Source organism: Arthrobacter nitrophenolicus, from assembly GCF_045833485.1.
Lineage (GTDB): Bacteria > Actinomycetota > Actinomycetes > Actinomycetales > Micrococcaceae > Arthrobacter > Arthrobacter nitrophenolicus.
On the sequence record NZ_CP174504.1, the window covers coordinates 1,061,488 to 1,081,797 of the forward strand.

At 68.7% G+C, this 20,310-nt stretch carries 20 protein-coding genes and 1 pseudogene; 13 read left to right on the top strand and 8 right to left on the bottom strand.

The features are described 5' to 3' along the window. Positions 1–2: 2 nt before the first annotated feature. Entirely contained in the window at positions 3–740 is a 738-nt protein-coding gene (locus tag ACJJV6_RS05000; protein ID WP_407710081.1) for an ANTAR domain-containing response regulator, read from the top strand. A gap of 10 nt (positions 741–750) precedes the next feature. Here ACJJV6_RS05000 and ACJJV6_RS05005 read toward each other — a convergent pair whose 3' ends face one another. Beyond that, positions 751–1,659 carry a siderophore-interacting protein gene (locus tag ACJJV6_RS05005; protein ID WP_407710082.1) on the bottom strand — a complete coding sequence of 303 codons (909 nt, stop codon included), beginning with the start codon at positions 1,657–1,659 and terminating at the stop codon, positions 751–753. 8 nt (positions 1,660–1,667) lie between these two features. Next, positions 1,668–2,678, bottom strand: a complete 1,011-nt coding sequence (locus tag ACJJV6_RS05010; RefSeq protein ID WP_407710083.1) for an ABC transporter substrate-binding protein — start codon at positions 2,676–2,678, stop codon at positions 1,668–1,670. Between the two features lie 125 nt (positions 2,679–2,803). Between ACJJV6_RS05010 and ACJJV6_RS05015 the strand changes: the two genes are divergently transcribed. The 10 genes from ACJJV6_RS05015 (at position 2,804) to ACJJV6_RS05060 (ending at position 12,462) form a co-directional block, all read left to right on the top strand. Further along, positions 2,804–3,880, top strand: coding sequence for a FecCD family ABC transporter permease (locus tag ACJJV6_RS05015; RefSeq protein ID WP_407710084.1), 1,077 nt, complete (start codon positions 2,804–2,806; stop codon positions 3,878–3,880). Next, positions 3,877–4,980 (top strand): FecCD family ABC transporter permease, encoded by a 1,104-nt coding sequence (locus tag ACJJV6_RS05020; RefSeq protein WP_407710085.1) that lies wholly within the window; start codon positions 3,877–3,879, stop codon positions 4,978–4,980. Before ACJJV6_RS05015 ends, ACJJV6_RS05020 begins: the two co-directional genes overlap by 4 nt. A gap of 2 nt (positions 4,981–4,982) precedes the next feature. Beyond that, positions 4,983–5,798: an ABC transporter ATP-binding protein gene (locus ACJJV6_RS05025; protein ID WP_407710086.1), complete on the top strand. Its 816-nt coding sequence runs from the start codon at positions 4,983–4,985 to the stop codon at positions 5,796–5,798. 218 nt (positions 5,799–6,016) lie between these two features. Next, positions 6,017–6,196 (top strand): hypothetical protein, encoded by a 180-nt coding sequence (locus ACJJV6_RS05030; RefSeq protein ID WP_407710087.1) that lies wholly within the window; start codon positions 6,017–6,019, stop codon positions 6,194–6,196. A 176-nt stretch (positions 6,197–6,372) separates the two neighbouring features. Then, entirely contained in the window at positions 6,373–6,570 is a 198-nt protein-coding gene (locus ACJJV6_RS05035) for a hypothetical protein (RefSeq protein WP_133348080.1), read from the top strand. Positions 6,571–6,698: 128 nt separating this feature from the next. Next, positions 6,699–7,643 (top strand): tetratricopeptide repeat protein, encoded by a 945-nt coding sequence (locus ACJJV6_RS05040; protein ID WP_407710088.1) that lies wholly within the window; start codon positions 6,699–6,701, stop codon positions 7,641–7,643. A gap of 80 nt (positions 7,644–7,723) precedes the next feature. Next, complete coding sequence (locus ACJJV6_RS05045; protein ID WP_407710089.1) at positions 7,724–8,569, top strand: CPBP family intramembrane glutamic endopeptidase; 846 nt, start codon at positions 7,724–7,726, stop codon at positions 8,567–8,569. A gap of 57 nt (positions 8,570–8,626) precedes the next feature. Continuing rightward, entirely contained in the window at positions 8,627–9,655 is a 1,029-nt protein-coding gene (locus ACJJV6_RS05050; RefSeq protein ID WP_407710090.1) for a nitronate monooxygenase, read from the top strand. 123 nt (positions 9,656–9,778) lie between these two features. After that, positions 9,779–11,869: a penicillin acylase family protein gene (locus ACJJV6_RS05055; RefSeq protein ID WP_407710091.1), complete on the top strand. Its 2,091-nt coding sequence runs from the start codon at positions 9,779–9,781 to the stop codon at positions 11,867–11,869. After that, positions 11,866–12,462, top strand: coding sequence for a GNAT family N-acetyltransferase (locus ACJJV6_RS05060; RefSeq protein WP_407710092.1), 597 nt, complete (start codon positions 11,866–11,868; stop codon positions 12,460–12,462). Before ACJJV6_RS05055 ends, ACJJV6_RS05060 begins: the two co-directional genes overlap by 4 nt. 9 nt (positions 12,463–12,471) lie before the next feature. On the opposite strand, the gene ACJJV6_RS05065 is transcribed toward ACJJV6_RS05060, so the two are convergent. From ACJJV6_RS05065 to ACJJV6_RS05075, 3 genes are all read right to left on the bottom strand, one after another. Next, a complete protein-coding gene (locus tag ACJJV6_RS05065; RefSeq protein WP_035753009.1) occupies positions 12,472–12,651 on the bottom strand; it encodes a hypothetical protein in 180 nt (59 codons plus the stop codon). 53 nt (positions 12,652–12,704) lie between these two features. Then, the gene (locus tag ACJJV6_RS05070) at positions 12,705–13,445 is read right to left on the bottom strand and encodes a hypothetical protein (RefSeq protein WP_407710093.1); all 741 of its coding nucleotides are present in this window, start codon (positions 13,443–13,445) and stop codon (positions 12,705–12,707) included. A gap of 181 nt (positions 13,446–13,626) precedes the next feature. Then, positions 13,627–14,667 (bottom strand): NAD(P)-dependent alcohol dehydrogenase, encoded by a 1,041-nt coding sequence (locus ACJJV6_RS05075; protein WP_354177027.1) that lies wholly within the window; start codon positions 14,665–14,667, stop codon positions 13,627–13,629. A gap of 151 nt (positions 14,668–14,818) precedes the next feature. Here ACJJV6_RS05075 and ACJJV6_RS05080 point away from each other — a divergent pair, with 151 nt between their 5' ends. Beyond that, the gene (locus ACJJV6_RS05080; protein ID WP_009358370.1) at positions 14,819–15,703 is read left to right on the top strand and encodes a helix-turn-helix transcriptional regulator; all 885 of its coding nucleotides are present in this window, start codon (positions 14,819–14,821) and stop codon (positions 15,701–15,703) included. A gap of 12 nt (positions 15,704–15,715) precedes the next feature. Here ACJJV6_RS05080 and ACJJV6_RS05085 read toward each other — a convergent pair whose 3' ends face one another. Next, positions 15,716–16,861 carry a PQQ-dependent sugar dehydrogenase gene (locus ACJJV6_RS05085; RefSeq protein WP_354177029.1) on the bottom strand — a complete coding sequence of 382 codons (1,146 nt, stop codon included), beginning with the start codon at positions 16,859–16,861 and terminating at the stop codon, positions 15,716–15,718. Positions 16,862–17,182: 321 nt separating this feature from the next. On the opposite strand from ACJJV6_RS05085, the gene ACJJV6_RS05090 reads away from it, so the two are divergent. Then, entirely contained in the window at positions 17,183–18,562 is a 1,380-nt protein-coding gene (locus tag ACJJV6_RS05090) for an LLM class flavin-dependent oxidoreductase (RefSeq protein ID WP_354177031.1), read from the top strand. A gap of 22 nt (positions 18,563–18,584) precedes the next feature. Here the strand turns inward: ACJJV6_RS05090 and ACJJV6_RS05095 are convergent. Further along, positions 18,585–18,979: pseudogene (locus ACJJV6_RS05095) on the bottom strand (cupin domain-containing protein). A 46-nt stretch (positions 18,980–19,025) separates the two neighbouring features. After that, positions 19,026–20,255, bottom strand: coding sequence for an MFS transporter (locus tag ACJJV6_RS05100; protein WP_009358371.1), 1,230 nt, complete (start codon positions 20,253–20,255; stop codon positions 19,026–19,028). Positions 20,256–20,310 lie beyond the last annotated feature (55 nt).

Sequence of the window (20,310 nt, forward strand, 5' to 3'; positions counted from 1 at the left end):
GAATGGGCATCGAGGGCCACGTACCGGACACTGATACCAGCCTGCAGGAGCTGGTGCTGGACAGCCGGGACGTCCGGGACTTCCTGGCGGAGCTCGCTGTGCTGGCGGCCGCCCGCCTGTCCGGGCCGGGCAACACCATCCACAGCGGGGTCACGGTCCTGCGCCGCAAACGGCCGGAGGTCGTTGCCTGCAGCGATGACGTTGCAGCGGCCCTGGATGAGCTGCAGAACAGCTTTGGCGACGGCCCCTGCCTCACTGCGCTGCGTACGGGGACAACCATCCTGGCGGCGGACCTTTCCACCGAGCAGCGCTGGACGCCCTATGTCCAGGCCGCGGCTGGCCAGGGAGTGTCCTCCATCCTTGCGGTGCCGCTGGACCTGGCCGGGGAGGCCGAAGCGGTCCTGAACCTCTATTCCGACCGTGTCGACGGATTCTCGGGTGAGGATATTGCGACAGTGGAGGCTTTTGCCGGACAGGCCGCCAGTTCGCTGCGGCTGGTTCTGCGCATCACCCAGCTGAGGGAAACCCGGAACGACCTGGCCGCCGCGATGCAGTCCAGGACGGTGATCGACATGGCCGTGGGGGCGATCATGGCTGAGAACCGCTGCAGCAGCGATGAAGCTTTCGGCATCCTCACCAGGGCTTCCAACGCGCGGAACGTCAAGCTCCGGGAGGTGGCGGCGGCGGTTGTGACGTCGATTGCCGGGCAGCAGCAGGTCCCAACCTACTTCGACGAATGACGCGGGCGCTTCACCGCTGCGGCACGGGGATTCCGTTGACGCCCGAGCCGGCCTTCCCGAGGCTCCAGTAGCCCCGGAGTTCCGATGCCCTGGGATCCACACCCGACTCTGTGAGGCACCGGCGGAGGGATCTGACCGTTGCCGCTTCGGCACCGATCCACGCGTACGGATGCCAGGTCCCGGCGTCGGAGGCAAGTGCCTGCTGCACCGCTGCCAGGAGGCGGGCACCGCGCTGCACGTCGCCGGTGCCGCGATGGAGCCACGACACCTGGACACCGCTTTTCGTAGCCAGCGGAAGGACGTCCGCGGCTTCGGGGACTTCGAGGAACGCGTGGCCGCTGATCTGCGGCGGAAGCGCTTCGAGGATGGAACTGATGGCGGGAACCGCCGTTTCATCCCCTGCCAGCAGGACCCGGTCCGAGCGGCCGGGTTTCCAGTTGATCCCGGCCTCGGGCAACGGCGTTGCGGCTGTCACCGCGGTGATGTCCGGGCCCACGAACCATGCCTGGCAGCCTGGGGCTGCCTCCAGCGCCCAGCCGGATCCCGGCCCCGGCCGGCTCCCGGGTCCCCGGTGGAGGACAAAGTCGACGTCGACTTCCGGGCCCGAGGGGGGCCGGCGCAGCGCCCGGACCGTGTAACTGCGGATGAAGCCGCGGCCGGGCTGGTCCTGCTTGAGCCAATCCTGGTACCACCCGGCCTCCAGGACGCCGTTCACGCCCGGAAGTCGCAGTGGATGGCCCGGGTTGGGCAGCAGCAGCTTGATGCGGAGGTCCAGGGTTGGTCCCGGCACACCGAAGTCCAGCAGGGAAGGACCGGTTAACGTGACGCGGCGGAAGTGCGGGGACAGGTCCCGCACTTCCGCCACCACTGCTTCGAACACCCGCACGGGGTGCCCGGAAACCGGTTCTGAAGCAGCCATCAGGGGCATTACGGCAGCTGCGGATCCACGCCGTAGTGGTTGGCCAGCTCGGTGATCACGGCGTGGGCACCCTGGATGCTGACCGATGCCAGGAACGTGGCGTCATCAACGTTCTTGACCTCGCCCTCGAGCCGCTGCCACAGCGGGTTGGACTGGAAGGCCTCCTGCTGGGCGCGGGCCTTGTCACCCTCGGCGCCGGCGGGGGTGAAGGCGCTGACCATCACCAGGCCGGCGTCGCCCTGCAGGATCTGCTCGGCAGAGAGCGGGACGAAGATCTCCTTGTCGCTGTCCGGCTGGTCCTTGGGCCGCGGGATGTTCATGTCCGCCATGATCTCGCCGATGAAGGAGTTCGAGGAGTACAGGCGGGCGGTGTCACCGCCGGTGAAGCGGATCAGCGAGTAGGTGGCGTCCGGCTTCTTTGCCAGGATCTCGGCGCCGACCTTTGCCGCACGGTCCTCGTATGCCTTGACCAGTTCCTCGGCCTTGGCTTTCTTGCCCAACGCCTCGCCGAGGAAAACAACATTCTCCTTCCAGGTGGGACCGGTGCTCACGGAGAAGATGGTGGGCGCGATCTTGGACAGCTGCGAGTACAACGCCTCGTGGCGGACCTTTGCGGACACGATCAGGTCCGGCTGCAGTTCCAGGATCTTTTCCAGGTTGGGCTCGGCCAGGGTTCCAACGTTCACCGCATCCTTGGTGGCATCGGCAACGTCGCCGAGGTACGGGGCGAAGGGGGCCTTGGGGTCCTGCCGGTACTGCACGTAGCCCACCAGGTCAGCCTCGAGCAGGAGCGCCGCGTCGATGTAGCTGGGATCCAGCGCAACCACGCGCTTGGGGACCTCTTCGATGGTGGTGGAGCCCATGGTGTGTTCCATGGTCAGCGGGAATCCGGCGGCTTCGGCAGCGGCGGTGGTGGCGGTGCTGCTGGTGGTGGCGGCCGGGGAGCCGCAGGCCGCGGTAGCCAGGAGGACCAGGCCGGCGGCGGCAGCAGTGAGCTGCCTGGATATGCGAGTTTTCACGGGGATGCCTTCATAAACGGAACGGGTCTGCGACGCATTAGGTAAGCCTTACCTGCGTCTGCCGTAGACTGTAGCAGGATTTGGAGGAATAGCTCACAAACCCGTGACGTAATAGAAAGTCCGATGTGAAAACGCTGAACCTTGAGCCGGGCCCCACGGCGGAGCGGGCGCCGGCAGGACCCGCTGCGCCCGCTCCCCCGCGCCGGAAGGCTCCCCGGAACCGGACGGCCTGGTTCCTGGCCTCGGTGCTGGCCCTGTTCCTGGCCAGCGTGCTCAGCATCTGCATCGGCGGGCAGCCCTCCTCGCTGCAGGAAGCCTGGCATGCCCTGTTTACCCCCACCGGCAACGTCATGGACGTGACCATCCGCGAGCTGCGCTGGCCCCGCACCGTGCTGGGGATCTGCGCCGGTATCTGCCTCGGCCTGGCGGGAACCCTGGTCCAGGGCCACACCCGGAATCCCGTGGCGGACCCCGGCCTTCTGGGGATCAACCAGGGTGCCGCGCTGGCCATCGTGGCTGCCACCGCCATTGCCGGCGACCTTCCCGCCCTGGCCCAGGCACTGCTGGCCTTCGCCGGCGCCCTCGTGGCCAGCGTCCTGGTGTTCATGATCGGCTCGGCGGCCCGCTACGGTGCCACCCCCGTGACGCTGGTGCTTGCCGGTGCCGCCGTCACCGCACTGTGCTCCGGGCTGGTGGCCGGCATCGTCCTGCTCAACGACCAGGCCCTGGACACCCTGCGTTTCTGGCAGGTGGGTTCCCTGGCCGGCAGGACCGGCGTCCTTCAACTGGTGTGGCCGTTCATCGCGGCCGGGGTGGTGCTTGCCCTGCTCAACATCCGCGCCCTGAACGCCCTGGCGCTGGGCGCGGACACCGCCGTTTCGCTCGGCATCTCGGTCCTCCGGGCACGCGCCGTGGGCATTGGGGCCGTCACCCTCCTTGCCGGCACTGCCGTGACCCTGGCAGGTCCCATCGCCTTCGCCGGCCTCTTGGTTCCCCACATCACCCGCGCCATCACCGGCCCGGACTACCGCTGGCTGGTGCCCGTTTCACTCTTCACCGGCGCCACGGTGGTGCTCCTCGCGGACACGGCGGGACGCCTGATCGCCAGGCCCGGCGAACTCTCCGTTGCCGTGGTCCTTGCCGTGGTGGGCGCACCCTTCTTTATCTACCTGGCCCGGCGAAAAAGGCTGCAGACGCTATGACCGTCCTCCAGAAGGCGCAGCCAGGGGAAACTTCCCAGGGCATCACGCGTATCAGGGCCCTGCGCGCAGGCCCTGTTTCCATCCGTTTCAACGTCCGCGTACTGGTGGTGTCGGTCCTGCTGGTCCTGGCAACGGTGGCCGCCATGGCGCTGCACGTTGCCTTCGGCGGCACACCGATGGCGTACCCGGACGTCCTCCGCGCCCTGCTGGGGGACGACTCCAACACCCGCATCCACCTGGCAGTAACGGAATTCCGCGCACCGCGGATGGTGGCCGCCGTCGTGGTGGGAGCGTGCCTGGCAGCCGCCGGCGCCATCACCCAGACAGTGGCGCGGAACCCACTGGCAAGTCCGGACCTGCTGGGAGTGACGGCGGGCGCCTCGCTGGGTGCCGTGACGGTGCTGGTCATTGCGGGCGGGGGCCATGCGGGCCTGAGCGGGCTGGCCGCGACAGTGGGAATGCCCGCCGCCGCGTTTACCGCCGGCATCGCCAGCGGAGTGGGCGTCTATCTGCTCTCCTACCGGCGGGGGCTGGACAGCTACCGCCTGGTGCTGGCAGGCCTGGGCATCTCCGGCCTGGCAGCCAGCCTCACCACGTGGATCCTCACCCTGGGCGATGTGACAAGTGCCGCCCAGGCGCTGACGTGGATGATGGGCTCGCTCAACGGAAAGGACTGGGAAACCGTCCAGCCCATGGCGGTCAGTGCTGCGGTGCTGCTCCTGGCTGCGATGTCCAGCGGCAGGTGGCTGCTGCTCACCAGCCTGGGTGAGGACACCGCCGTCGGCCTCGGTGCCCGGATCGGCGTGGTCCGCCTGGTTGTCCTGGCCCTCGCCGTCCTGCTCGCGTCGGTGGCGACCGTGACTGCGGGACCCGTGGCGTTTGTCGCCCTGGCCAGTCCCCGGATTGCCCGGGCGCTGACGTCCACGGTGATTCCCTCGGTGGGCGTGTCCGCCCTGGTGGGCGCCATCTTCGTGCTGCTGGCGGACACCCTGTCCGCCAACGCCCTCGCCGCCCCGCTGCCGGTGGGCGTGGCCACCGCCGTGCTGGGCGCACCGTTCCTGATCCACCTGATCCTCAAGTACCAGCGGAGGCTGAGTTGAACATGTCCACCCCGCAACAGGGCCTCCGCGCCCGGGACCTCAGCCTTGGCTACGAGGGCGCCGACATCATCAGCGGCCTGACCCTGGACGTCCCGGACGCCCGGGTCACCTCCATCATCGGCCCCAACGGCTGCGGCAAGTCCACGCTGCTGAGGGGGCTCGGCAGGCTGCTGAATCCCCGGTCCGGCGACGTGCTGCTGGACGGCATCCCGCTCCGGGAACACTCCACCCGGCACATCGCCACACGGATCAGCGTGCTGCCGCAGGCCCCCACTGCGCCGTCCGGCCTGACGGTGGCGGACCTCGTTTCGCGGGGCAGGCACCCGCGGCAGAAGTGGTACCAGCAGTTTTCCGCCTCCGACGAACGGGTAGTGGAGGCTGCCCTGGAGGCAACCGACATCCTGGAACTGGCGGATTCGCCACTGGAGGACCTCTCGGGCGGGCAGCGGCAGCGGGCCTGGATTTCGATGACGCTGGCGCAGGAAACGGGGATCCTGCTGCTGGACGAGCCCACCACCTACCTGGACCTCGCCCATCAGGTGGATGTGCTGGAGCTGGTCCGCCGGCTGAACCGCGAGCACCACCGGACCGTCGTGATGGTGCTCCATGACATCTCGCTGGCCGCGCGCTACTCGGACCACATCATCGCCATGAAGGACGGGGCCATCGTGGCGCAGGGCAGCCCGTCCGAGGTCATCACCCCCGAGTGCCTGCTGGAGGTGTTCGGCCTGGACGCCCACGTGGTGGCGGAACCCACCGAGGGCCGTCCGCACGTCATCCCGCTGGGAACCGTGGGGGCGGCACCCGTCCATACGTGATGAGATTCACTTGCAATAAACGGCGATTTGGTTGAGAGCACCCTTTCGGTTTCGGCACCATGGAAGGGCAGGGCAGGATTCGTTTTCCGGCCCTTAACCCATCCTGGTGACGCAATGAGGCGCGCCGGCATGCCCTCCGGGCGGCCGACCGCCCCATGGCGCGAGCAGGCCGATTTTCCGGCTTTACCGGCCGGACCAATGCAAGGAAGTACTGAACAATGACGTTTGAAACTGCCGAATCCGTGACCCTCAAAATCTGGGACCGCTCCGCCGTGCACACCACCCTGGACACGCTGGTGGAAGACCTCTCCGTGCGCCACAACACCGACAAGAGCCGGATCGCCGTGACCTGCAGCGGCCCCAACACCTTCACCCTCAGCCTTAACCCCGCCTTCTAGGGCCGGGGCTTCCCCCCGGTGTGCTTGCTCACTTAATCCCGGTTCCGGTTGCCATTCATCCTGGAGCCATGCAGACTAAAACCTGGGAATGCGCTTTCCCATCTGCTTGTCCTCACCGACGAGGACACGGCCGTACACGACCAGGCCGCCAGACCGCAAGAAATGGAAGTTGAATAATGACGTTCGATGCCACTGATTCCGTCACCCTGAAGATCTGGGACAAAGCCACCCTCCACCACACCCTGGACTCCGCGATCAGCGATCTTTCGGCACGGCACAACACCACCACGTGCCGCGTTGCGGTGACCTGCAGCGGACCCAACACCTTCACGCTGAGCGTTCGCGGCGAGGACAAGGCCCTGGTGGGCGCCTAAGCGGCAACCCTCTCTTAAGGCAAAGCGTACGACGCCGGCACCGCCCGCCGTCGTACGCTTTGCCTTAATCCCGGGCAGATGGCCGGGAGGCCATGGTGCGCACCCGGAGGCCCCTGCATACTGGACGGGTGACGGTTCGCAAATGGCAGGGCCATGGGGAGCAGCGTGGACCGCGGGATGTCTGGTCCGACTGGACGGCCGCGGACGACGCCGGCGAAACGGACAGGGCAAGGGCGCTGGCTGGCGAGATGCTGCGCCTCGCCCCGGATTCCTTCTACGCCTGGTTCCATGCCGGGCTGCTGTCGAAGGCGCTCGGCAAGTGGGCTGAAAGCCTGGAACGCAACGCCCGGGCGGTTGAGCTCTTCACGCCTGTGGAGGCGGCGGACTTCGACGGCGTCAACCCCGCCGCCTGGAACCTGGGAATCGCCTCCACGGCCCTGGGCGACTGGGCAACGGCCCGCCGGGCGTGGGCTGCCTACGGCATTGGCGGCCTGGGAACCGGCTACGAACCCATCGACTCCGATTTTGGCCTGGCGCCGGTCCGGCTGAATCCGGACCAGCCAAGCCTTCCCCACCAGGTGCTGCCCTCAGCCGGCGCCACTGAAGTGGTCTGGTGCTGGCGCAGGAGCCCCGCCCACGCGGTCATCGCCAGTGTGCCGCTGCCCGAATCCGGGCACCGGTACCGGGACGTCGTCCTGCACGACGGCGAACCGAAGGGGTTCCGCCGGCTGGACGGGCAGGACGTGGCAGTATTCGACCAGCTCCTGCGGCTGGAGGACTCGGGCCTGCCCACGTGGCAGGCCCAGGTGACCGGGGCAACGCCGGACGACCTGCAGGAACTGTCCGACCTTCTGGAGCGGCATGGCGTGGGCGCGGACGACTGGTCCGGGATGCGCCTGCTGTGTTCGGAATGCTCGCACGCAACCCCCGACGACGGGCACCACCACGTGCCGGCATCGTCCGATGCAACGCAGCTGGGGCTGGCCGGCGCCGAGTCCCAGCTACGCCCGGTGCTTGACACGTGGCTGGAGGCCCGGCCCGCCGTGGACCTGGTGCTGACGCTGCTGTGGTGAGCCGGCACCTCGTCCGGCGTCCGGCCGGCAAGTAGACTTTTGAGCATCCACCGGAAGCGCCACTGAAGCATAGGGACGTGATGAGGCAGCAATCACAGGCGCAAGCCGATATCCAGAGTGCGGAAGCAGGGAAGCCCGCCCGGACCACACTGGCGGTGGTGCCCGCAGCCCTCGTCTCGGCGTCGGGCTTCCTGCTGTTCGCGCGGGAGGACCGGCTCTTTGGCTTTCTCCTCCTGGCCGCCGCACTGGTCCTCGCCGGCATCATCAGCCGGCGGCTCCTGATCGATCTTGCGCTGATCGCGGTGGGGCTGACCGCCATGAGCCTGGTCCCCATCACCACGGACATCAGCACCGAGCATATGGCGGTGATGGGAACCGCGATGATCCTGGCGGTGGGCATCCCCTACGCCGTGTCCCGGTTCGTCACCAAGGACCATGCCATCCGTTTCCCCGTCCGGACCGGACAGCCATGGACCCGCGCGGAGAAGTGGTACCTGCCCGCCGTCCTGCTGATCGGGTACGCCCTGATGCCGGTGTACATGATCCGCACCGGGGTCTACAACAACTGGCCGGCGGTCAGCGACGTGGACGGCATCGCCCGGCTGTTCCTGGGCACCAATGTGCTGGGGATCTGGGATGAACTGTTCTTCATCTGCACCGCCTTCACCCTGCTGCGCCGGCACCTCCCCGACTGGCAGGCCAACCTGCTCCAGGCCGTCCTCTTCACGTCCTTCCTCTGGGAACTCGGGTTCCACGCCTGGGCACCGTTCTTCATCTTCCCGTTCGCCCTGCTACAGGCCCGGCTCTTCACGGTGACCAAGTCCCTCTCATACATCGTCAGCGTGCACCTGCTGTTCGACTTCGTGCTGTTCCTGGTGCTGATCCATGCCCACAACCGGGAATGGATCGACATCTTCCTCTACTGATTCCGGCCAGTTCCGCAGCTGACCCGGCGGCCAGCCAGCCTGACACGGAAGGACTCCATGAGCAACCAGCACAACTCCCGCTTCGATCTTGCTTCCCTGCCGGTGCCCGTCATCCAGGCACCCATGGCTGGCGGACCGTCCACGCCGCGGCTGGCTGCTGCTGTGAGCGAGGCGGGCGGACTGGGCTTCCTGGCCGCCGGCTACAAGACAGCGGATGCGACGCGGCTAGAAATTGAAACCACCCGCAGCCTCACGGGCAGGCCGTTCGGCGTCAACCTTTTCGTTCCGCAGGCCCCCTTCAGCAACCCCGACGCGCTGCACGCTTACGCCGATGCCCTGGCGCCGGACGCTGAGCGCTTCGGTGTCCGCCTGGGCGATCCCCGGCACGACGATGACGACTGGGACAACAAGGTGGACGTCCTGCTGGAGCTGGCGCCCGCCGTCGTCTCCTTCACCTTCGACCTGCCGGACAGAACAGTCATCGGCGCGCTGCAGGAGCGGGGAACCGCCGTGGTCGCCACCGTCACTTCGCGCGCCGAGGCCCTGCGGGCGCTCGACGCCGGCGTGGACGCGCTCTGCGTGCAGGGTCCGGAAGCCGGCGGCCACCGCGGCACCTTCGATCCCGCCGCGGACGAAACGGAGCCCCTGCACACCCTGCTGGCCGGACTTGCGGACCTTCCTGTCCCGCTGCTCGCCGCCGGAGGAATCGCCACCGCAGCGGGCGCCCGGGCGGCCCTGGCCCTGGGCGCAACCGCAGTCCAGGCGGGTACGGCGTTCCTGCGCGCGGACGAGGCCGGGACCAAGGCGGCGCACCGGGCAGCACTGGCGTCCGGGAGCTTTCCCGCCACCGCCGTCACCCGGTCCTTTTCCGGCAGGAACGCCCGCGGCCTCACCAACGAATTCATGCGCCTGCACGACGCCGAAGCGCCCTACGGCTACCCGGAGATCCACCACCTGACCGCTCCCCTGCGCGCAGCGGCCGCGGCAGCCGGGGATCCGAACTGGCTCAACCTCTGGGCGGGCACCGGGTTCCGGCATGCGGTGGACGGACCCGCCGCCGCGATCCTGGCGGCGCTCACGCCCTAGGCTGCAGATCGGTTTATTGCGCTACGGGTTTTGGGAATGGCCCGCCCCTCCCCGTACCCTTACTTAGGCTTGGCTTACCTAAGAAAAGGACTTGACACGTGCCCACCCCCGCAACTCCGCACCATGGCCGCTGAGACCTTCCGCGACCCGTGGGGCGTCCCCCACCTGCGCGCCGGGTCGGCCACCGAGCTCGCCTTCCTGCAGGGTGAGAACGCCGCCACGGACCGCTCCTGGCAGATCGAAGTGGAGCGCTGGCGCTCCGAGGGCAGGACGGCTGAACACCTGGGACCGGACGGCGTGGTGTGGGACCGGTTTGCCCGGCAGGCGCGGATCGATGACACAGCCCGCCGCTGCTTCCACAACCTGGATCCGGCCACGCAGCAGTGGTGCGGTGCCTACGTGGATGGCGTGAACGACGCCCTGGAAGCCGGCCGGCGGGATGCCCGGGAGTTCCGGGACACGGCCACGGCACCGGCCCGCTGGGAGCCGTGGACTCCGCTCGGCGTCTTCCTGGTCCACCACATCCTGTTCAGCACCTTTCCCAACAAGCTCTGGCGGGACCACGTGGCCCGGACCCTTGGCGCGGAAGCGGTGGAGCTGTTCAGCATCGAGGCGCCGGTCTGGGCGGGCAGCAACGCCTGGGCTGCCACGGGAGGCCTGACGGGCTCCGGTGCGCCGCTCGTCGCCGGCGACCCGCACCGGCTCCTGGAACTTCCCGGCGTCTACCAGCAGGTGCGGCTCGCCTGCCCGGAGTTCGACGCCGTCGGGCTGGCTTTTCCCGGCGTCCCCGGCCTGCCGCACTTTGGCCACACGGGAACGGCGGCGTGGGCGGTCACCAATGCCATGGCCGACTACCAGGACCTCTACCGTGAACAGCTCAGGCGGGACGGCGCCGCCCTCCAGGCACTCGGTCCGGACGGGTGGGAGCCGGTGGTTGCCGACCACCAGGAGGAGATCCTGGTCCGCGGCGCCGCCACGGAAACGGTGCACGTGGTTGAGACAGCCCGCGGCCCTGTCATCTCGGGCGGGCCCGACGGCGGCGCGCTGAGCCTGCGGGCACCGTCGCGGGCCGGGGGGCGGCTGGGTTTCGAGGCCCTCCTGCCGCTGCTGCGGAGCCGAAGCGCCGCCGATATTGAGGCTGCGCTGCAAGCCTGGGTGGAGCCGGTCAACTGCGTGCTGGCCGCCGATGCCGGCGGAGACGTCCGGCAGCTGGTGGCGGGCAAGGTTCCGGTGCGGGACCCGGAGAACCGAATCGGTCCCGTTCCCGCCGAGTCCGCGCAGCACCGGTGGACGGGCACGTGGGTGGATCTGCCGGCGTCCCGCGTGGACGCGCTGGCAGTGAACGCGAATGACCGCGAGTCCGGCGGCGGCAGCCTGACCGGGCTGGAGTTCGCTCCGGCCCACCGGGCTCGCCGGATCCGGCAGTTGCTGGAAGAAGCCGGGGACAACCTGGACGCGGAGGACATGCAGCGGATCCACATGGACTGCCGGCTGGGGTCCTGGCCCGCGCTGCGTGCCCTGCTGGCGGAACTGGGCGGGGAACATGGGATCTCCCTGTCCGCCCCTGCCCTGGAGCTGCGGGACCGGCTGCTGGCCTGGGACGGATCCATGCATGCCGCCAGCACGGACGCCGGAGCGTTCGCTGCCTGGCGCTCGGCGCTGGTGGTCGCGCTGGCCGGCGATCCCGTGCTGGCACCGCTCGCGGCGCCCGCCGGGCACCCGGCCCTGTTCGCACCGTGGCTGAACCCGGTCTCCCGGGTTGGCTTCGCCCTGGAAACCATCATTGCCAAAGGCGACGGGCACGGCCTCGACGTGGCAACCGCGGCGGGACGGGCGCTGGAGGCGGCGGCAGCATCGCCGTCGTCCGCTGCCTGGGGCGAAAGCCACACGGTCCTGCCGCTGCACGCACTCTCGGATTTCCCGGGCGCGGGCACCGCCGCACCCGCCGTGCCGGCCACCGCCCTGTCCGGGGACACCAGCTGCGTGCTGTGCACGGAAAGCCTGCCGGGCGTCACGGATGCGTCCTTCCGCGGCCCCGTGGCCCGCTACGTCTGGGACCTCTCGGACCGTGCGAAGAGCCGGTGGATCGTGCCGTTCGGCGCGTCCGGACAACCCGGTGACCCCAACTTCCTCAGCCAGCTGCCGCTCTGGGCCGCCGGCGAACTTCTCCCCGTCATGACCGACTGGGACCAGCTCACCAAGGAGACTCCATGACAAGCATCGAGACCGGACTTCCGCACGCAACCCGGGACGCGGTGTACGAGGAGGACCTCCCGGGCCTGGGCCGCCTCCGGCTGCTCCGCCTGGCGCCCGAGGAAGACGCGGACCTGGTGCACAGCTGGGTGCGGGAGGAGCGCGCCAAATTCTGGGGCATGAACGGCTGGAGCCGGGACGAGGTCCGGGACGTCTATGCGTTCCTGGACAGCCTGGACACCCACCACGGGTTCCTGATGACCGTTGAGGGCGAGCCTGCCGGCGTCTTCCAGACGTACGAGCCGCTGCACGATCCTGTGGGCGAGGTGTATCCGGCCCGTGCCGGGGATGCCGGCATCCACCTGCTGCTGGCCCCGGCTGCGCGCCCGGTCCCCAACTTCACGGCGACCCTGCTGGCCGGGCTGGTGCGGTTCGTGCTCTCCGATCCGGCGAAGGACCGCGTGGTGGCGGAACCTGATGCCCGGAACGCCAAGGCCATTGGCCGGCTCACCGGTTTCGGCTTCCAGGCCGGGCCCAAGGTCCAGCTGCCGGAGAAGGAAGCGCAGCTGGTGTTCCTGGGCCGGGAAGCCTTCGAATCCCGGCCCGCCGGGTAGGGGAAGGGCCTACTCCTCGCCGGTGTCCTGGGCTTCCAGATACTTTGCCATCGCTTCGCAGGCCTGGTTCCAGCGTGCGTTCAGCGCGTGCCTGTTCAACGGCGAGAACATGCCGTCGAGTACTTTTTCCACTGCGTCATATGCGGCGTCCCGGACTCTTTCCTGCGCCGCCGGGGTGTAGTAGTTCATGCCAGTAATTCGTTGTGGTTGCGGGAAGGGATGGCGGGGTTCCTGCGGGGTTTCTAGCCCGCCGGGCGGAGCGAGGTGATCATCCGGCGGATGTTCTGGTACTCGGTGGTGTCCATGTACCTGCGGGCCTGTTCCAGGTAGGGCAGGGACTCGACGCCCGGGGTCCTGTTGTTCTCCGGGTTGTAGAACGCACCGAACATTGCGGCGGTGGGAGGCCAGGTGAAGAAGTGGAACATCGGGCAGGCCAGGTCCCCGGTGGGGGCTGGAACGGAAACGATGCCGTATGCTGCCGCGGGCGTGTCAGCGGGACCGGGCGTTGCGGTGTTGCCCCGGGTTTCGTAGATGAACCGTGGAGTCTCGCCATCCTGTGCCAGGGCAGGCAGCTCCTGCGACTCCAGGACCGCATAGGGGTACTTCTCCAGGCAGGTGGAGCCCGTGGCCATGTTGGTCCGCAACGTTGCCATCGGCCGGCCCGCCTCGTTCGTCACCTCGGCGAAAGCCCCGCCGCCTTCGGGCAGTTCCCCGGCCGGATCGCGCACGCTCCACGTGGCGGGGAGGTCGAACGCCAGCTGGCCGTCCGCCGTCGTAAAGGTCTTCAGGGAACCCCTCGGCGCGGTGGTGGCCGGCGCGGGACTTGCTGTTTCGGTCGGTGACGACGTCTCCGAGGGGGTCGGGGAGGCGGACGCGGCCGTGGTGGTGGGCGACGCCGCCGGCGGTCCTACCTGCGGGCCGCAGCCGGCCACCGCCGCACCAACGAGGATCAACGCGGGAACCAGCCCGGCGGACCTTCTCATCACACCCTCCCGGGGCTTGGAAAACTGGTCCTTCCATTGTGGAACCGGGGCTGGATTCGGGATCCGGGAGCGGACTGATTGCCGCCCAACCGTTGCGGGGCATAACAAAAGGACCCGGCGCCCCACGCACGACGGCGGGTCGGCACCTTCCGGGGCCGGCCCGCCGTTACGCGGGTCCCTGCTACAGCGTGGCGGTGTCGATCACGAAGCGGTAGCGGACGTCCGAGGCAAGGACACGTTCGTATGCGTCATTGATCTTCCCTGCCGGGATGACCTCGATGTCCGCGCCGATGCCGTGCTCGGCGCAGAAGTTGAGCATCTCCTGGGTTTCGGGGATGCCTCCGATCATCGATCCGGCGAAGGACCGGCGGCCGCCGATCAGCGCGAAGGCGTTGACAGGGAGCGGTTCCGCGGGGGCACCCACGTTGACCAGGGCGCCGTCGAGCGTCAGCAGCTGCAGGTAGGCGCTGATGTCGATGGAGGCGCTGACGGTGTTGATGATCAGGTCGAAGCTACCGGCCAGCTGCTCGAACGTGCCGGGGTCGCTGGTGGCGAAGTAGCTGGTTGCGCCCAGGCGCAGGCCGTCCTCCTGCTTCTTGAGCGACTGGGACAGGACGGTGACCTCGGCGCCCATGGCGGCGGCGAGCTTGACGGCCATGTGGCCCAGTCCGCCAAGGCCCACCACGGCCACCTTCTTGCCGGGGCCGGCGCCCCAGCGGTGCAGCGGCGAGTAGGTGGTGATTCCTGCGCACAGCAGCGGGGCTGCGACGTCCAGCTCCAAGCCGTCCGGAATGCTCACCACGAAGTGCTCGGTGACCACAACGTGGGTGGAGTAGCCGCCCTGGGTGATGGTGCCGTCGCGGTCCTCCGCGCCGTAGGTGCCCACCATGCCCTTGAGGCAGTACTGCTCGTCGCCGTTCAGGCAGTTGGCGCATTCACGGCACGAGTTAACCATGCAGCCGACGCCCACGCGGTCGCCCACCTTGTGCTTGGTCACGGCGGAGCCCACTTCGGTGACGACGCCGGCAATCTCGTGGCCGGGGACCAGCGGGTACTGCTGCGGGCCCCAGTCGCCGCGGACGGTGTGGATGTCCGAGTGGCAGATGCCGGCGAACTTGATCTCGATCAGGACATCGTGCGGGCCAACGGCGCGGCGTTCGATGGTGGTGGGGATGAGGTCCTCGGAGGAGGACGGTGAGGCATAGGCCTTGACGGTAGTCATGGGTCTCCTGTGATGTCTTTGGGGGTTATCGAAATGCTACAGGGCTACATGGACATCAAACCGGCAGTTGGGATCCGTAAGGAGGGCCCTGCTGTAACTGGTTCTGGCAGACCCACCCTTGGCTTTCCGGATCCGTCGTAACGTGTCCCCTATGGATAACCGAGCCGAAGTCCGGCAGTTCCTTTCCACCCGCCGTGGACGCATCACGCCCGAGCAGGCGGGACTCGAGCCCTACGGGGGCCGCCGGCGCGTGCCCGGGCTGCGGCGTGAGGAAGTGGCCCGGCTGGCCGGGGTCAGCGTGGACTACTACACCCGGCTGGAGCGCGGGAACCTTTCGGGTGTGTCCGACAGTGTGCTGGATGCGATTGCGCGGGCCCTGGAACTGGACCGGGCAGAGCACGACCACCTCTACGATCTTGCCCGGGCGGCCAACACCTCGGGCCGGAAACGCGTTGCGGCTCCCGTCCCGTCCGGGGTGCGGCCGGAGCTGCAGTACCTCCTGGACGCCATCACCGAAGCGCCCGCCTTCATAGGCAACGACCGGCTGGACATCGTGGCGGCCAACACGCTGGGCTACGCGCTCTACTCCGATATGTACCGCAGCACCGCCAGGCCGGGAAACCATTCCCGCTTCATCTTCCTGGATTCGCGGTCCCGCGATTTCTACGTCGATTGGGACCGGGCAGCCAACACCAACGTTGCCATCCTGCGCCGCGAGGCGGGCCGGAACCCGCACGACAAGGGCATCGCCGAACTGGTTGGCGAGCTGTCCATGCGCAGCGAGGAATTCCGGACGCTGTGGGCTGCGCACAATGTCCGCCGCCATTACGCCGGGACCAAATTCTTCCGGCATCCGGCGGTGGGACTGCTGGAACTGAATTACCAGGTGTTGGGACTGGAGGAGGACCCCGGGCACTCCCTCACCGTTTATCCGGCCACCCCCGGCAGCCCCTCCGACGAGGCGCTCAAGCTCCTCGCTTCCTGGGCCGCCACCGAGAAGATCGTGGAACTGGCGCAGGCCGGCGCGCGGAGCTGACGGAGCTCCGGCTCACCCCTCCGCCAGGTCGACGGCGAGGATCCGGTCATCCCCGGGTTGCGGGCGGCCGCGGCCGTCGGTGTTGTTGGTCAGGAACCACAGCCGGCCGTCCGGCGCCACTGTCACGTCCCGGATCCTGCCGAACTCGCGGCTGAAATGCTCCGCGGAGGTGCCGGGATCCGAGACGGGGACAGACCGCAGGACCTGGCCGCGCAGGTTGGCCACGAACAAGGTACCGCCCGCATGGGCCATGCCGCTGGGGCTCGCCGCGCCGGGCCGCCACTGCTGGACCGGGTCCACGAAGCCATCCCGGCCCGCGATCCCTTCAACGGTGGGCCAGCCGTAGTTGGCGCCGGGGGTGATGATGTTCAGTTCATCCCAGGTGTTCTGGCCGAACTCGGTGGCGAACATGGTTCCGTCCTCCGCCCAGGCCATGCCCTGCGGGTTCCGGTGGCCGTAGCTGTAGACCAGCGAACCGGGGAAGGGGTTGTCTGCGGGAGCGTCGCCGTCGGGGGTCATCCGCAGGATCTTGCCGGCCAGTGAGCCGCGGTCCTGGGCGCTGTCGCGCCGGCTCGCGTCACCTGCCGTCACGTAGAGCATGCCGTCGGGGCCAAAAGCGATCCGGCCGCCGTCGTGGATGTTTGCCGACGGGATGCGGTCAAGGAGCGTGTCCGGGCGCCCCAGCGAGAGGGACCCGGGTTCACCGCTGACGGGGAAGCGCTGGACCCGGTTGCCGTCCTCCGCCGTCGAATAGACGTAAAGGTCGCCCTGGCTGCCCACGGCGAGGCCCAGCAAGCCGGACTCGCCGCGGGCCGCCACCCCCTCCACGGTTCCGATGGACCGGGAGGAGCCGTCAGGAGCGAGTTCAAGGATCTGCCCGCTGTTGCGTTCGCTCACCAGCGGCGTCCCATCCCGGAAGACCACCGACCAGGGAGCGTCAAGGTCCGCCGCCACCTGCTGCGGCGCGCCGGCGATGGTGGCAGCTGCGGCGGGAGCCCCGGGCGCGGGTGTGGTGGGAGCCGGGGCGGACGGCGGCGCGGCGGATGTCGCGGGGGCAGCGGATGTGGTGGCCGGCGCGGGAGCAGGGGCGGCAGTGCAGCCGGCCACTAGAAGGCTTGCCCCGAAAACGGCCACAGCAGCCAGGACCCGGTGACGCATGCGCTTCTCCCCTCGACCCATGTCCCTACCCTTTCCAGCCACATTAACCCGCGTTGCGGATCATGGCGCCGCGTTGCCTGTTTTGACCCCGGAATGGCGCAATAAGTAGTGCCGTTTCCTCCCGTTGAGCTTCCGTTTCACGGTGCTGGCCAAGGCCGCAGCGGCCGTGTTTAGGTGTTTCAACACCCCGGCGCGTCGGGCACAATCGTCCGACGCCGGCACTCCCCTGCATCCCTTTTCCGCGCCTTCCCGCGCCGTCCTTCCTGGCCGGCGTCCGGCGTCGTACCCGCCACCTCTTCCCACACTCGAAGGAGTACCCGCATGGCTTCCCAGACCCCGTCCCCGCAGCGCCAGCTGCACCTCAACGCCTTCCTCATGAGCACCGGACACCACGAGGCCTCGTGGCGGCTGCCGGAAAGCGACCCCCACGCCGGCAGCCGCGTGGAGCATTACCAGCAGCTGGCCCGCACCGCCGAACGGGGCAAGCTGGACTCCATCTTCTTCGCCGACTCCCCCGTCCTGTTCGGCGAAGTGGGACGCCGTCCGGCCGGCAAGCTGGAACCCACCGTCCTGCTGACCGCCATCGCCGGCGCCACCAAGCGGATCGGGCTCATCGCCACCGCCTCCACCACCTACAACGAGCCGTTCAACCTGGCCCGCCGGTTCGCCTCCGTGGACTGGGTCAGCGGTGGCCGGGCCGGCTGGAACGTGGTGACCACGGCCGGGCCCGACGCCGCCCGGAACTTCGGCGTCGACGACCAGCCCGCCCACGCCGTACGGTACGAGCGGGCGGCCGAGTTCATCGAGGTGGCCCGGAAACTCTGGGACAGCTGGCAGGACGACGCCATCCTCGCGGATAAGGCCGACGGCGTCTGGGGCGACGCCGAAAAGATCCGCACCATTGACCATGAGGGCAGGCACTTCAGGGTCCGCGGTCCGCTCAACGTCCCCCGCTCCCCGCAGGGGCACCCGCTGATCGTCCAGGCTGGCTCGTCCGAGAACGGCAAGGAGCTGGCCGCCCGGTACGCGGATGCCGTGTTCACCGCGCACCAGACCCTGGCCGACGCGCAGGAGTTTTACCGCGACCTGAAAGCCCGCACCGCCGCCGCCGGCCGCAACCCGGAGAGCATCAAGATCCTGCCCGGCATCGTGCCCGTGATCGGCGCGACGGAAAAGCAAGCCCTGGAACTCGAACGCGAACTGGACCGGCTGATCAAGCCCGAGTACGCCCGGATCCAGCTGGCCAAGACCCTCCGCGTCAATCCCGAAGACCTCCCGCTGGACCGCCAGCTGCCCGCCGACCTGCCCAGCGAGGATGAGATCGAGGGCGCCAAGAGCCGCTACACCCTGATCGTGCAGCTGGCCCGCCGCGAGCAGCTCACCGTGCGGCAGCTGATCGGCCGGCTGGGCGGCGGCCGCGGGCACCGGACCTTCACCGGCACCCCGGTGCAGGTGGCGGACGCCATCCAGGAATGGTTCGACGGCGGGGCGGCCGACGGCTTCAACATCATGCCGCCGGTGCTGCCCTCCGGGCTGGACGCCTTCGTGGACCGGGTGGTGCCCATCCTGCAGGAACGCGGACTGTTCCGCACCGACTACACCGGCCGTACCCTTCGGGACCACTACGGCCTGGCACGGCCCGGGAACCAGTACGCGGACGCCGGGGCGGCACAGCTGGCCTCGATCGGCGCGGCGTTCTGACATGCGCCGCCGGCGGGGAGCACTAGGCCCGGTACTCCTCGTCGGTCACGTGCTCCAGCCAGGTGACCACCTGCCCGTTACCGTCAGCTTCGTGCATGGCAACATGCGCCATGAACCGGTCCGGAGCAGCCCCGTGCCAATGCTCCTCGCCAGGCTCGATGTACACGACGTCGCCGGGCCGGATCTCCTGGACCTCCCCGCCGCGCCGTGCCACCAGTCCGATGCCGTCCGTGACGTACAGGGTCTGCCCCTTGGGGTGGTGGTGCCGGCGGTCCGTGCGCCGGGGGCGAACCGGACGTGGGCACAGCCGATGGCTGACTGCTCATCCGGGTTGCGGATGCTGTCGATGTGCACTGATCCGGTGAACCACTCCTCCGGCCCGGCTGCCGTCTGGCCGCCGCTTGGGGTGTACTTCATGTCGTCCTCCTAAGGTTTCGGCTTAAAGGGAAGTCTTTCCAAATGGTCATGCTGCCTGCCTGGCGGCACGTGCGGCCTGGAATGCCAGGACGGCCGCGGCCAACAGGACGCCCGCGCTCACCAGGAACGTACCGCGGTGGCCGGTGGAGTCGAACAGCACTCCACCCAGTGTCGACCCGATGGCTATCGACGTCTGGACAACGGCGACCATGAGGCCGCCGCCCGCCTCAGCATTGTTTGGCATGGCCTTCGCCAGCCAGCTCCACCAACCCACGGGCGCGGCCGTGGACATCAGGCCCCACAGGCCCAGGAGGACCACGACGGCGGCGAGCCAGCCGCCGGCGGGAACGAGCGCCGCGGCCAGGACCGCCATGAGCACCGGAAGAATGACCAGCGTCCGGTACAGGCCTTTCCCGAGGAAGCGGCCGATCAGCATGGTGCCCGCAAAGCCGGCGACACCGATCACCAGCAGGACCAGGGAGACTGTGGCCACGTCCGCCCGCGTCACGGTTTCCAGGAACGGGCGGATGTAGGTGAAGAGGATGAACTGTCCCATGAAGAACGACCCGCAGGCGGCCATTCCCCAGGCGACGGGCCGGCTTTTCAGTCCTGAGAAGACTCCGAACGGGTTCTTCGCCGCGGACGCGCCTGCCGTGATTTTCATCGAAGGGAGGCTGAACCACTGCCACACCAGGGCGAGCACGGCCACCGGCACCAGGCACAAGAACGCGCCCCGCCAGCCCACAATGGAGCCGAGGTAGCTGCCCAGCGGCGCGGCGACAACCGTTGCCAGCGCGTTGCCGCCATTGAAGATCGCCAGTGCCTGGGGCACCTTGTGCGCGGGGACCAGGCGCATGGCGGTGGCTGCCGAGATGGACCAGAACCCGCCGATGACCACGCCGATCAGCGCGCGGCCGATCATAAAGGGCAGGTACCCCGGCGCCAGGGCAACCACCGCTCCCGAGACAGCCATAACCGCGGTCAGGCCCAGCAGGAGGGTCTTGCGGTCCATGGTTCCGGCCAGGCTGGACACCGACAGGCTGGCCAGGACGGCGAAGAGGCCGGAGATTGCTATGCCCTGCCCCACCATGCCCTCGGAGACCTGGAGGTCGGATGCCATGGGTGTGAGGAGGCTGACCGGCATGAATTCGGAGGCGATCAGGGCGAAGACGCACAGCGACATTGCGAAGACGCCTCCCCAGTGCGCCCGGTGGTGTTCGCGGACGTCCGGTGCCGGGGCCTTCTTGCTGCTGGTGACGGCGGTAGTGGAGTCCATAGCCTTCATCAAACCCCGGGGCCAAAGTTCCAGCGAGGGCCCTGCTGGAACGGGT